This is a genomic window from Maribacter litoralis (assembly GCF_003075045.1).
Lineage (GTDB): Bacteria > Bacteroidota > Bacteroidia > Flavobacteriales > Flavobacteriaceae > Maribacter > Maribacter litoralis.
In genome coordinates, this window is sequence record NZ_QCZD01000002.1 from 766,741 (window position 1) to 779,190 (window position 12,450).

Here is a 12,450-nt window from a genome sequence, read left to right on the forward strand (position 1 = left end):
TTATTTAAGTCAAATTATTAAAAATATATAATATGAAAAATTTAAAACTATTATTGGTTTTTGTTTTTGCTCTTGGAATAGGTACTGTTACGGCTCATGAAAAGGTGAACAATGAAGACAAAGGAGCTAAATGGATCACTACTCAGATTTATGAGATGTTGGCCGATGAAGAAATTCCCGATCAAATTAGAGGAGCAAGGGCCGAGATTAAAATTGCTTTGGCAGATGATGGTGTATATAGATTGTTATCTGTTAAAACCAACAATAAACATTTAAAGGATTTTATCAAGACAGGAATTGATTTTGAAAATCTTGAACCGGGAGATAAGGATTTAGTGTATGTTGTTCCTATTGAAATAGCGGAGTAATACTACACATTTATCTAGACTTAAAGAAAGAACGCTTATATGGCGTTCTTTTTTTGTGGATTTAGGTATCCTTATTTTATCGATATGATATTTATTGTATGCTTAAATTTAAATAAACGTAATCTAATCTATGTTTAATCTGTGGTTAATGTTACTTGATTGAAATAAAGGTTAAGACTTTAATTTCTTGTTTTTTGAACGATTTGAATTTCTAATTTTGAGGTGTAAATTGAGGAATTAATATTAAAGAGATGTTAAAAGTAAATCAAATTGTAACATTATCATTTTTCAGTCGTCTTTTTAGTAATTCATCATCAATCAATTATTAATCATGCTTCAGATCATCTGAAGTAAAAAACAAAAAGTCATGAGAAAATTAAGTTTAGTAGTCGTAGCTGCAATGCTACTTGCAACAGGTAATGTTTTAGCAAATGATGTAGCAGGTGAAAACCCTACAAAAAAATTATCTGTACAGATTTCAGAAATGTTATCAGAGAATAATTTTTCTGAAGAACATAACGATTTAACGGCCCAAGTACGTTTTACTTTAAATACAGATGGGGAAATCGTTGTATTGTCTGTACACACAGAGTTTGATAAAATGGAAAGTTTTGTCAAAGCTAAATTAAACTATCAAAAGGTTAATTTGGCAAATGTAGAGGAGGGTAAAGTGTATACTATTCCTGTGCGTGTTAAGGCATAACCAAATTTTGGAAATGCTTTTTAAAAAATCTTGATACATAGAGATGTATCAAGATTTTTTTTTGTTTTTATATTTTACAGAATCAATAGCAGTATCAACCTTTTTCATCTGTTTTGCTTTAAAATCGTTCTTTTCAGAATTTCTTGTCGCTGGTTTAGAGGTTGACTTTGCCATGGCTAATAAAACTTCACCTGGTATTTTAGGGTTATCTCTAGTGCCTCGTAAGTGAATAACCAAACCGTTTAAGAAATTACGCAATACTTGATCACCGCACTCCATATAATTAGGGTGATCTTCTTTTCTGAAAAATGCCCCTAACTCACTTTTAGAAATTTTAAAATCTACAAGTTGTAGAATATCTACAATATCATCATCCCTAAATTTTAGGGCTACTCTTAATTTTTTAAAAATATCATTATTGGTCATATCGCAATTTTATGCCTGCAAGGTATTATAAAAATATGAGGTGTTATCAATCATTCATATTATTCATGTGCGAGCAGCTGTTGTCTTTTTAAGTATGCTGTTAGTTGAATGTATAAATATATATCTGGTTTTGGTAATCAAAAAAAACGTCACATCCATATGTTAACTTGGTCTATGGTATACTTTAGTCATAAAAATAAAGTTATAATATTATTATATAATTTATTTGAATATTCATATGCCTACTGAAAAAGAGAAGCTTAGTATTTTGTCGGAAATGATTTCGTTTGCTAAAGTAAACAACGAAATTAAGGATTCTGAATATGATTTCTTGTTTTCTGTGGCACAGCAATTACGGGTGACCAAGAAAACTTTTGATAGTCTTTTTACTACAAATGTGGAGCATATAATACCCAAATCTCAATCAGACAGGCTTTTACAATTTCATAGGTTGGTTCTTTTAATGAACGTAGATAATGAGCAAGAGGATGAAGAAGTGAATAAAATTTATGACATTGGTTTAAATATGGGGTTGCCGCCGGGAGCCATTCAGCAAGTTTTGACTATTATGCATAAGTATCCTGATAAGATAGTGCCACCTGAAATTTTGATTGCAATCTTCAAGGCACATTACAATTAAGACCACGAGAAGTAATCGGTTTCTAATTGTTCATAATCTCTTTTATTCATAATATTAGCTTTAGCATCTTGTCTCAATTGAGTGATTTCTTTATCAAGAATGTTCAATTGGTCTGAGTGTATAACATGTAATTTTAAAGTTTTAAGCATGTGCATTAACTTACGCATTACTGTAATATCATGCTTGCAGTACTGTCTATAAGTAGCCATAACATTATAAAGAATTTCTGAAAACGTTGGGCATTTTTGACTTACCCAATTAAGCGAATCTTTATCCGTCAAATATTCGATGTCCTTTTTCTGCATAAGGTCAATAAATAAAGAGCTTAGGTAATCAATTGTGTTTAGGGCTGTTCCAGGGTCATTTATACCTGGTGACATTGCTTTAATTCCTATTTCTGAAATTTGCCTAAAACCATATATGTAATTCTCTCCAATGAGCTCTATATGACTAAAGAGCATTGTTTTTTCTAGTTTGTGTTTTAGATTGTTATCTATTGGTTTTTCAGTAAAAAAGCTTGTTGTTCCATCAATGATAAATTGTCCTTTGTGAAGAGGTATTTGAATTTTTAAAGCATTTTTTTCGCATAGTTCTAAAAGGTCATCTTTTAATAATCCATAGTAATACCCTTCTTGGTTAATTTTATGTGCTTCCCAGTGTTCGGTTGATGGAAAGTCTAAATTTTTATTTTTTTGGTTTTCTATAATTGTGGCTAATTCAGATTTAGTTCTGGCATGTATTGCTGTAAGTATGTTGCCAACTTGTATTGATTGGGAGATATGGTGGATAAAATAAATAAATGCTGCCAGGCAAAGAACTGTTAGTATAATGCCTATAAGAACTGAAAACCCTGGCGTTTGATATTCATTTTCGGTAGGTTCTATAGAGATCAATATGAAAATATTGTATAAAATGGTCGCAATATATAGCCCTAATACAATTTGATGTTTTTGGTCTGAAATAATACCTGGTAGCACTCTAGGTGAAAAATTGCTTGAAGCTTGATTAAGTAATACCATTACCATTGAAAAACTGAACACGGTTAATGATATCAATCCGCCAATTAAAGTGCTTAGAATCGTTTTGGCCGTATCTGTGTCGTCGATTACCAGAAAAGGAGCGACATCAATTAGAAAAGAGGAAATGTTGATGGATTCTAAATAGATCAGCAAAAAGGCCAATGCCAATCCTCCCAATGCAATTATGGAGGGAAAGAACGCAATCTTAGATCGTATTTGTTTAAAAAAGTTTAGAAGTCTATCCATGGATGAAAGTATGTCTTAAAACTAGTTTAAATGTCAGCCTTATTTGGACTGATTTGCGTAAATAACAAGCTCTTTTAGGTGTAAATTGCCATTTTGACAGTGTTTTAGATATTAAAATTGCCAAAATGGCACTAAAATTCGTGTGGTACGTATTTTGTCCATTACTAATCGAATTTGTAAATCAAATAATTTAAAAAATATAGTTATGAGTTTAGTAAAAAGAAATGACGTGTTGTTTCCGGCTTTAATGAATGAAATATTCAAGCCAGACTGGTTTGGCGGTATTGAAAACAATAGAGGTTCTGTACCGGCAGTAAATATTAGAGAAAGTGAAAAAGAGTATCACTTAGAACTTTTTGTACCAGGTAGAAGTAAAGAAGATTTTACCATTGAAATAGATGAAGCTGTTTTAACTATTTCATCTGAAGTTAAAAGTGAGAACGAAGAGGTGAATGATAACTATACTAGAAAAGAGTTTAGCATTTCATCTTTCACACGATCATTTACTTTACCGGAAACAATTGCAACCGATAAAATCGATGCAACGTATGAAGGAGGAATTTTAAAATTCAATCTTCCTAAAAAAGAAGAGGCTTTGCCTAAGCCAAAAAGAATGATCGAATTAAAGTAGTTTTTTAGGTTGGTTTGAGTTGTTTAGTTAAGTGCTTTGAGAAATCAAAGCACTTTTTTTATCGTTAGATTCTTTCGCTAAATCTCCTATCCATCTAAGATTGAAAAGATTTAAACATTATAATTTCTAGGTCTGTTATAAATGCTGATTAACTCATTTGGGGTTTTTAAAGCGGCAATTTTAATTCTTAGTATTGACTAAATTTAGGATTACAATCGGTGCGATAATTCGTTGCGTTTTAAGGTTAGGGCAGGAGCTGTTATTAGATTTTTAAAGGTACTTGTGAAAATTATTTGTTGGAAATAAACACAAAATAAATTTTGAAAATCTTTAACGGAAATTGATGAATTTACTTGAATTTCATAGTTTAAAAAAATACCGTAAATTCGTGATAATAGCACTAGGATTTGTACTTAATGGTTAAGCTGTAGTTTTATAACTATATTGAATTTCTACAAAGTTGAATTCTTCGCTATATTTCTTCTAAAATCACCTGTTTAATTCAATTGTACCTGTTTTAGTCTTGTCTAAAAAAATATGGTAAAAAACTAATTACCAGTTTTTTAATTGTATTTGAGTAAAGCTTTAATTTGTATTTTGAATATTTTATCTAAAAATTGATAGATACAATTTATTCTTGCTCTTGAAGCGCTTTAATTTCATCCCTAAGCTTTGCAGCTTGCATAAAATCGAGCTCTTTCGCTGCCTTTTCCATTGCCTTTCTTTTATCTTTAATCAGCCTTTCAATTTGTTCTTTTGTAAGATAATCCATGTCCGGTTCGGCGGCTCTCAATTCCTCTTTTATAAAGTGATATGTGGATACCGAATTCTTTGAAAGAACATTGTCCAAACTTTTATTTAAAGCTTTAGGCGTAACGTTATTTTCTGTGTTATAATTTATTTGTTTTTCTCTTCGATAGGCAGTTTCGTCAATTGTTTTTTGCATACTCTCAGTTATCTTATCTGCGTACATGATCGCTTTGCCATTTAAGTTTCTTGCTGCTCTACCAACGGTCTGTGTAAGTGATCTGTTGCTACGTAAAAAACCTTCTTTGTCTGCATCTAAAATAACTACTAAAGAAACCTCAGGTAGGTCCAATCCTTCACGTAATAAATTCACTCCGATCAGTACGTCAAAAATACCTTTTCGTAAATCTTGCATGATTTCTACTCGCTCCAGAGTATCAACATCACTATGTATATATCTACACCTAATATTAATTCTATCTAGATATTTAGCCAACTCTTCTGCCATTCTTTTGGTCAGTGTAGTCACCAATGTTCTTTCATCTTTTTCTACCCTAACCTGTATCTCTTCCACCAAATCATCAATCTGGTTTAAGCTTGGTCGCACTTCTATTATCGGATCTAAAAGTCCGGTTGGTCTAATAACTTGTTCAACATATACGCCTTGACTTAACTGTAATTCATAATCCGCAGGTGTGGCACTTACATATAATACCTGATTCTGTAATGCTTCAAACTCTTCAAACTTCAAGGGTCTGTTGTCCATAGCTGCTGGTAAACGAAAACCATACTCTACTAGATTGACCTTTCTTGAGCGGTCACCACCATACATGGCATGCACTTGCGGAATAGTAACGTGGCTTTCATCGATTACCATTAAATAGTCATCTGGAAAATAATCCAATAAACAGAAAGGCCTTGTACCCGGTTCTCGACCGTCTAAATATCTGGAGTAATTCTCGATCCCTGAACAGTAACCAAGCTCGCGTATCATTTCCAAATCAAAATTGGTGCGTTCTTCTAATCGTTTCGCTTCGAGTGGTTTTGCAATATCCTTAAAGTAGTCTATTTGCTTCACTAAGTCATCTTGAATATTATGGATTGCATTTTGTAACACATCTTTTGATGTTACAAACATGTTGGCAGGATAAATATTTAGATTCTCATACACCTCGATAATATTATTATTGAAAGGATCAAAGGCTTCTATTTCCTCAATTTCATCTCCAAAAAAGTGTATTCTATAGGCATGGTCGGCATAACTTGGAAAAACATCCACAACATCTCCCTTAACCCTAAAGTTGCCATTTTTAAAATCGGCCATAGTCCTAGAATATAGCGATTGCACCAATTGATGCATTAGCTTTGTTCTGGCAATTACCTGATCCTTTTTAATAGAAATGACATTTTTTTGAAATTCAATAGGGTTACCAATACCGTATAAGCAGGAAACAGAGGCAATGACAACAACATCTCTTCTGCCAGAGAGTAAAGAAGAAGTGGCACTCAATCTTAACTTTTCAATATCCTCGTTTATAGAGAGATCCTTTTCAATATAAACTCCACTAGTAGGTATATAGGCTTCTGGCTGGTAGTAGTCGTAGTAAGAGACAAAATATTCAACGGCATTATCTGGAAAAAACTGCTTAAACTCAGAATATAGCTGAGCCGCCAACGTTTTGTTATGAGCCAAAATCAAGGTCGGTTTCTGAACTTTTTCAATAACATTGGCCACCGTAAAGGTTTTACCCGACCCCGTAACACCCAACAAGGTTTGGTATTTTTCATTTTCATTTAGACCTTTTACCAATTCATTTATGGCATTTGGTTGATCTCCAGTGGGTTTGAACTCTGATACTACTTTGAATTTCATGCTATAAAATTACGAAAGAAGCACCATTTAAAAGGGTTCGATAAAAAGAATCGTTACAACTATCGCTTTAAAGTAAAATGACCGGTGATTTCTTGTTCATTCAATAGTCTGGCTCTAAACCAATACTCAGATTCTGGCAGTTGATTGCCGTTTAAATTTCCGTTCCAACCATCTGTATTCGGATTTATTTGGGCTAAAAGAGCACCAAACCTATCAAAAATGTGAATTACTAAAATGTTATTTTCCCTCATTTCGGTTGGGGGTATAAATTGCCAGTAATCATTAATACCATCTCCATTTGGTGTGAAAAAATTAGGGAAGCCGTTTACGGTAAAATCTTGCTGAACCAAATAATCTGATATGCCACAACCTCCTTTGTCGCGCACAAATACAGTATGATTTTCAAGTGAGATATTGGCAAACCTATTGGAATCTTGATATAGACCATCCTCGTCATCCAATGCATATTCATAATTTCCATTTGTAGTAGTTCTAATGGTATAGTCTAATGAGTTTGCGTTTATTTGTACTTCAACATCTTCTATTTTGGGTGCTTGAGAGATTATTACGTTAAAAGTTTTTGATGAGGCACATTCAACTATTCGCCCAGAGTCCTCAATATTTATATAGGCTTCGTACAAATATTCACCTTCTTCATCTATCACTACTTCTTCAGTAGTTGCAAGTAACGTTTCATTACCTCTATCGTCTAGTTTATACCATCTATACCCATCTGCCTCATCGGTTGCCGCTATACGATTTGAACTATTTCCTTCGCAAATGGAAATTGAATCCGGCAACGTTAATTCAGGATTTAAAACTACCAAATCTCCACTTGTTGGGTCGTAATAGGGTCCACAACCCAGTAATGTTGAAAATGTTTCTTGTGTACAGCCTATCGCTTCTCCTGCTTCATTGAATGGAACAATGGAGATAAAGAACGTTCTATTTGGTTCAAAATCGATGACCACTGCCGAAGTATTGAATAATATGGCATCTTCTAAAATATTGGTTTCAAAAGGTGAAGTGCCTATAGACACTTTATAACCAGTAGCATTTGGTACGGCATTCCACTCAAGTGTGGGACTCAAAGGTACATTGGTTTCTCCATCAAAAGGAGAAATCATGCTGGTGCATATCGGTAGAACAGCTGCAGCCGTAGTAGTGAATGAAACTGTGCTACAACCTATTGCCATACCTATTCTGTTGTAAGGTATTATAGTTATATAAATATCCGTTTCTGACGGTAAATCGGTTAGTGGGTTATATGAAAGTGCATTGTCAATATCGGTACTTGCTAGTAGTTCACTACCGTTCAGAGTAGTACCAATCGATAAAAAATACCCTGTAGCATTGGTAGCTGCATTCCAAGTAATGTTGGTGCCGGTATTGACATCTATTGCATTATTTGCAGGTATGCTCGCTGGTACACAGTCAGGCACATCGGTTAAACTTGCCGTGGTAAAGCTTTGACTATCACAGATTATATTGGGTTGGTTAAAGAAGAAAAGGGTAATCGTAACAAATATTTCTGTATTCTCAGGTAGTCCCGTAGTTGGAGTGAACGTGGTAGCTGCACCAACATTCCTCTCATTTAAAATGTCATTACCACCTTCGGTCGTTCCCAATGAGATGATATATCCTGGCACTCCGGCTACCGCTTCCCAGGTAATGGGGGAGCCTACCGGTACCATAGTAGCACCATTTGTAGGACTAAGCAATGGCGGACACTCTTGGGAAAAAGAAGAAAAGTTACTACTTAGAAACACAATGAAAAGTAAAGGCAGAGCCATTACCTTGGGAAAATTTATGTTCCAATTTTCTTTCATAGTATTTACGTGAACAATACAATATACTACAAAATGAAAATTTACAATCTGTTAGACCTGATAAATAGGTCCATGTGTTTTTTCTAATGGATGAATTAAAGGTCGCGTCTCTTCAATATAGCATAAGAACCATAGATAAAAATTGCCGTCCAAATTAGGACTATAAGTACCTCGTACCAATGAACGTTATAGTTTAAAGCTAATTTTTCTCCCATTTGGTTGGCTACCGATTGTACGGCGCCTAACCTAGAAAATGGTTCTTTAATTAGGTTGAACATTGACTGTAAGGGGAAAAAGTTCATGATGAAATCAGTAGTTTCCCCGTCAAATAATTTCCAACGGATGATACCTCTAAAAATACCCTCAAGCACTTGCCATAGAATTAAAAAACCTAATGCAAATGCTGATCTTTTTACTAACACCCCTAGAAATAAACAGAACGAAAAGAATCCCGTTAATTTTACAAAAAAAGCAAAAAGAAACTCTAAATCGGTTAAAATGATTGATATTTCATTGAAATCGGAGTAAAATAGCCCTAAAATCAGTGAAACAATAAATACGAATATTGTTGATACCAGTGAAAAGGAAATAACGGTCAAAAACTTAGAAAGTATAAATTCCTTTTTAGAAAGACCATCTATTAAATTTTGTTTAATTGTCTTGTTACTATATTCATTTGACATCATTGATACGATGACAATCGCCAAAAATAGTTTGAAAAATGCGGTGATAAAGGTGTTAAAATGCCAGATATACGGAAAGTTGAAAATACCTTGGTCTGCCAAATGAAACTTAATTGGTCCTATGTCAAATTTTATAGCGGCAACCAAAGCGATAGAAGTCAACAGAGCGAAGTAAGATATGATTAACACCTTACTGGCACGGTTGTTCCATAATTTTATAAATTCTATTTGAAGTAATCTTATCATGATGTAAGGGTATTAAGATTTGACATTTTTGGTTAGTGCTAAGAACTGCTCTTCTAAACTTTCTTTTCTTTTTACTAAATGCGAAACAATGATGCCATTATCAAAAAGCAACTTATTTAATGTTTGTGCATCTAATTCAGTATTTAAAAAAGCTGTGACCAAACCATTTTCTTCTTTTATTTTACCAAAATGTTCATTGCTGTTTAAGTAAGAGAATAGTTTATCGGTATCGGAACACTTTAGTTCAAAAAAGCCAAAACTGGCTTGTAAACTATCTACCCTGCCAGAATATAATTTTTCTCCTTTTCTTAAAATGACTACGTGAGAGCATACTTTTTCTACTTCGTCCAATAAATGCGATGCTAATAAAATGGTTGTACCCTTTGCCGCAATAGTCTTTATAATTTCCCTTATTTGATGAATTCCTTGCGGATCTAAACCGTTAGTAGGTTCATCTAAAATTAAAATTTCGGGGTCGTTGAGTAGGGCAGAGGCAATTGCCAAACGCTGCTTCATCCCCAAGGAATAGGTTTTGAATTTGCTATTTTTTCTATCCAATAAACCTACGAGCTCAAGCTTTTCCTCAATTTTTTCTTCTGACACCTCTTTTATTTTACAGACCAATTTTAGGTTTTGTAAAGCTGTCATGTACGGATAGAAATTTGGGCGCTCAATTATAGCCCCAACTTTTTTCAAGGCTTCATGTGTAGAAGTGCCGCCACCGAACCAAGCAAAATCGCCACTGGTTTTGTTGACTACATTTAATACAATGCCTAATGTTGTGGATTTTCCGCTACCGTTGGGCCCTAAAATTCCGTAAACGTTCCCTTTCTCAATAGTGAACGAAAGGTCTTTTACCGCAGTAAGGTATCCGAATTTTTTGGTAAGATGATTGACTGATAGAATAGTACTCACGTCAAGTGTTTTTTGATTGATTATGCTTACTTGACGACTAAAATGGTAGAATGTTACAAAAATTATTACATTCTTGTTGCTCTGAAGGTAATTCTTCTATTGGTAATGACGGTTGTAGGGGTTTTAAAATTGACCGTTACACTTTCTGAAGGGTCGTCTGTTGTAATATTACTATCCGTCTGATCTTGAGAATTACTAATGTTATTTGTGTAGTTTGCCGTAGAAGTATTTACATCTGGCAGCGTAACTCGTGTTACCAATGTTAAGGTTTCAAGATCGCCACTTGCCATATCGCCAATAGACCAATTTGGATAAGAGAAACTTCCCTTGGAAATAGATGATGATACAAAAGAGATTCCGTCGGGTAGAACATCGGTTATAACAACATTTGTAATTGGGTCAACACCTAGACTCTCTACAGTGATGGTAAAAGTGACCTCATCACCATCAACCACAGTATTTGTATCCGCAACCTTTTTAATGACTACATCAGAAAAACAATAATATGCTGCTATGGGTTGGGAATCATAGGTACAACCACCTTTGGTTACCCGAACAAAATAATCGCCAGCTTCGGTAGGGTTATAGCTTGAAAATATTGCACCAGGAACTATAGATCCGTTCTGGTACCATTGATAAGCATCAAAATTTGCATCGACTACAGTAATGATCGCTCCTGGTAAACATCCTCCACCATTAACTTCGAGATCAACTTCGGGCACAGTGTCAAATCCGGAGAAATATCCTGCAATACCACGGTTGGAGTTTACACCGAAAAAACCTACGGCAATAGGACCTGTGGACTGCACACTTACATTACCTGTTAAGTTTGAAATATAAAAAGTTTTCCAATCCGTTGATCCGGTAACGGGTATTGAAGCAGGTAATGTTACGGCACCTGAGCCATCGTTTACCGAAATATTTTCGTCTGGGGTAGAAGTGGAGGCAATTATGGTTATACCTCCGGTAAGAGTCGTACCGGCAGAATTCGTAATATCTGAAATGTTATCTAAGTTATCTGGTAATAAACAATTGACAGGGGCAACAAAGTTTAAGCCAACGGTCTGCACCCCAGAACTACCCGCTAAGTTTTGATACGCATAAGCATCTTTTGAGGTTGTGACCAGCATGTTGGCACCTGCCGAACCGCCAGAATAATTTGAACCCGGAACCATAAAATAGTCTCCGTTATTGATTGTTGCTATTGGGGTAGTGGAACCGTTTACGAATATTTCGGTATTATTTTGAGTACCGATAATAATTGGGAATTCTGTGCTGTCTCTACCATTTCCCCTAATAAATACATACTCTTTACCAATTTTATTTATTGGCACGGGTTGATCTATACCGGCATCTCTACTTCCTGTTGAGGTGGTAACTACACCATAATTTAATCCTCCATTGCTAATGGCGATATCTTTAGTTGAAACGATAGATGCGCCTAACCATCCATCTATATTTGCCGAAACTTCATTTGTATAGGCTTCTAATACAAAACTTTCATTTTTGTTTAAAGTAATTTGGATATTATCACTAGTGATACCGTCTCTATCGTTTTGTAATCTAAATTCACAATTTGGGTCGTATCCGGTAATATCAACAACGGTATTGTCTTCTGTTGCCATTATACCAAGTGAGGTAGAAATATCTGAGGTTGTGGCATAATTGGGAGCGCCACCCCATTTAAAATTTGTACCCAAAGCCTGTCTACCTTTTGAGGTTAATGATGTTGCCTGTGAGCCAGAGGTACCTCTATAATTTACATAAAATTTTTCTCCGCCAGGTGATTCAAACCGGAGTCCGCTACTGTTTATTACAACCCCTGTATTAGCACTTTTTACCATAGTAACATCGTTGTCACCATTGGCAAGGTTGTAAACACCTGGTGCTATGTTTGATATTGAAAAAGTTGCAGCGGGCGTAGTTGCGGTACCTATATAAGCATTTACAGTAAAGGCAGTCGTTTCTGGAGTAGAAAGATAAATGGCTTGCTGCTTTACCGATGAGTTGTTACTACCTTGTTTTAAAGGTGGTAAATAGTGAAGATCGCTTAACTGGGAAAATCCAGCTGCAGAGACCATCATGAATACTATAAATAAAATTAACTTTTGCCTCATTGTATGT

General features: G+C 34.7%; 11 protein-coding genes. 4 read left to right on the forward strand and 7 right to left on the reverse strand.

The annotated features are described in order from the left end of the window. The first annotated feature begins 32 nt into the window (after positions 1–32). Positions 33–368, forward strand: a complete 336-nt coding sequence (locus tag DCS95_RS10685; protein WP_116770758.1) for a hypothetical protein — start codon at positions 33–35, stop codon at positions 366–368. A gap of 367 nt (positions 369–735) precedes the next feature. Further along, on the forward strand, positions 736–1,071 hold the full coding sequence (locus DCS95_RS10690; RefSeq protein ID WP_116770759.1) for a hypothetical protein: 336 nt from the start codon (positions 736–738) through the stop codon (positions 1,069–1,071). A gap of 48 nt (positions 1,072–1,119) precedes the next feature. Here DCS95_RS10690 and DCS95_RS10695 read toward each other — a convergent pair whose 3' ends face one another. Continuing rightward, entirely contained in the window at positions 1,120–1,497 is a 378-nt protein-coding gene (locus DCS95_RS10695; protein ID WP_116770760.1) for a DUF1456 family protein, read from the reverse strand. A gap of 238 nt (positions 1,498–1,735) precedes the next feature. Between DCS95_RS10695 and DCS95_RS10700 the strand changes: the two genes are divergently transcribed. Continuing rightward, positions 1,736–2,137 (forward strand): TerB family tellurite resistance protein, encoded by a 402-nt coding sequence (locus DCS95_RS10700; protein WP_116770761.1) that lies wholly within the window; start codon positions 1,736–1,738, stop codon positions 2,135–2,137. Here DCS95_RS10700 and DCS95_RS10705 read toward each other — a convergent pair. Continuing rightward, a complete protein-coding gene (locus DCS95_RS10705; RefSeq protein ID WP_116770762.1) occupies positions 2,134–3,402 on the reverse strand; it encodes a DUF2254 domain-containing protein in 1,269 nt (422 codons plus the stop codon). The two genes, DCS95_RS10700 and DCS95_RS10705, sit on opposite strands and share 4 nt — an antisense overlap. Before the next feature lie 205 nt (positions 3,403–3,607). Here DCS95_RS10705 and DCS95_RS10710 point away from each other — a divergent pair, with 205 nt between their 5' ends. Next, positions 3,608–4,033, forward strand: a complete 426-nt coding sequence (locus DCS95_RS10710) for an Hsp20/alpha crystallin family protein (RefSeq protein WP_116770763.1) — start codon at positions 3,608–3,610, stop codon at positions 4,031–4,033. A 631-nt stretch (positions 4,034–4,664) separates the two neighbouring features. On the opposite strand, the gene uvrB is transcribed toward DCS95_RS10710, so the two are convergent. The 5 genes from uvrB to DCS95_RS10735 form a co-directional block, all read right to left on the reverse strand. Continuing rightward, the gene (uvrB, locus tag DCS95_RS10715; protein WP_116770764.1) at positions 4,665–6,653 is read right to left on the reverse strand and encodes an excinuclease ABC subunit UvrB; all 1,989 of its coding nucleotides are present in this window, start codon (positions 6,651–6,653) and stop codon (positions 4,665–4,667) included. 59 nt (positions 6,654–6,712) lie between these two features. Further along, the gene (locus DCS95_RS10720) at positions 6,713–8,482 is read right to left on the reverse strand and encodes a T9SS type B sorting domain-containing protein (protein WP_116770765.1); all 1,770 of its coding nucleotides are present in this window, start codon (positions 8,480–8,482) and stop codon (positions 6,713–6,715) included. A 95-nt stretch (positions 8,483–8,577) separates the two neighbouring features. Then, on the reverse strand, positions 8,578–9,411 hold the full coding sequence (locus DCS95_RS10725; protein ID WP_116770766.1) for an ABC transporter permease: 834 nt from the start codon (positions 9,409–9,411) through the stop codon (positions 8,578–8,580). A gap of 12 nt (positions 9,412–9,423) precedes the next feature. Continuing rightward, positions 9,424–10,326 (reverse strand): ABC transporter ATP-binding protein, encoded by a 903-nt coding sequence (locus DCS95_RS10730; RefSeq protein ID WP_116770767.1) that lies wholly within the window; start codon positions 10,324–10,326, stop codon positions 9,424–9,426. 65 nt (positions 10,327–10,391) lie between these two features. After that, entirely contained in the window at positions 10,392–12,443 is a 2,052-nt protein-coding gene (locus tag DCS95_RS10735) for a DUF11 domain-containing protein (RefSeq protein ID WP_116770768.1), read from the reverse strand. Positions 12,444–12,450 lie beyond the last annotated feature (7 nt).

Coding starts and splice junctions, on each gene's coding strand:
- DCS95_RS10685 (WP_116770758.1), top strand. CDS start 33: ATGAAAAATTTAAAACTATTATTGGTTTTTGTTTTTGCTCTTGGAATA.
- DCS95_RS10690 (WP_116770759.1), top strand. CDS start 736: ATGAGAAAATTAAGTTTAGTAGTCGTAGCTGCAATGCTACTTGCAACA.
- DCS95_RS10695 (WP_116770760.1), bottom strand. CDS start 1,497: ATGACCAATAATGATATTTTTAAAAAATTAAGAGTAGCCCTAAAATTT.
- DCS95_RS10700 (WP_116770761.1), top strand. CDS start 1,736: ATGCCTACTGAAAAAGAGAAGCTTAGTATTTTGTCGGAAATGATTTCG.
- DCS95_RS10705 (WP_116770762.1), bottom strand. CDS start 3,402: ATGGATAGACTTCTAAACTTTTTTAAACAAATACGATCTAAGATTGCG.
- DCS95_RS10710 (WP_116770763.1), top strand. CDS start 3,608: ATGAGTTTAGTAAAAAGAAATGACGTGTTGTTTCCGGCTTTAATGAAT.
- uvrB (WP_116770764.1), bottom strand. CDS start 6,653: ATGAAATTCAAAGTAGTATCAGAGTTCAAACCCACTGGAGATCAACCA.
- DCS95_RS10720 (WP_116770765.1), bottom strand. CDS start 8,482: ATGAAAGAAAATTGGAACATAAATTTTCCCAAGGTAATGGCTCTGCCT.
- DCS95_RS10725 (WP_116770766.1), bottom strand. CDS start 9,411: ATGATAAGATTACTTCAAATAGAATTTATAAAATTATGGAACAACCGT.
- DCS95_RS10735 (WP_116770768.1), bottom strand. CDS start 12,443: ATGAGGCAAAAGTTAATTTTATTTATAGTATTCATGATGGTCTCTGCA.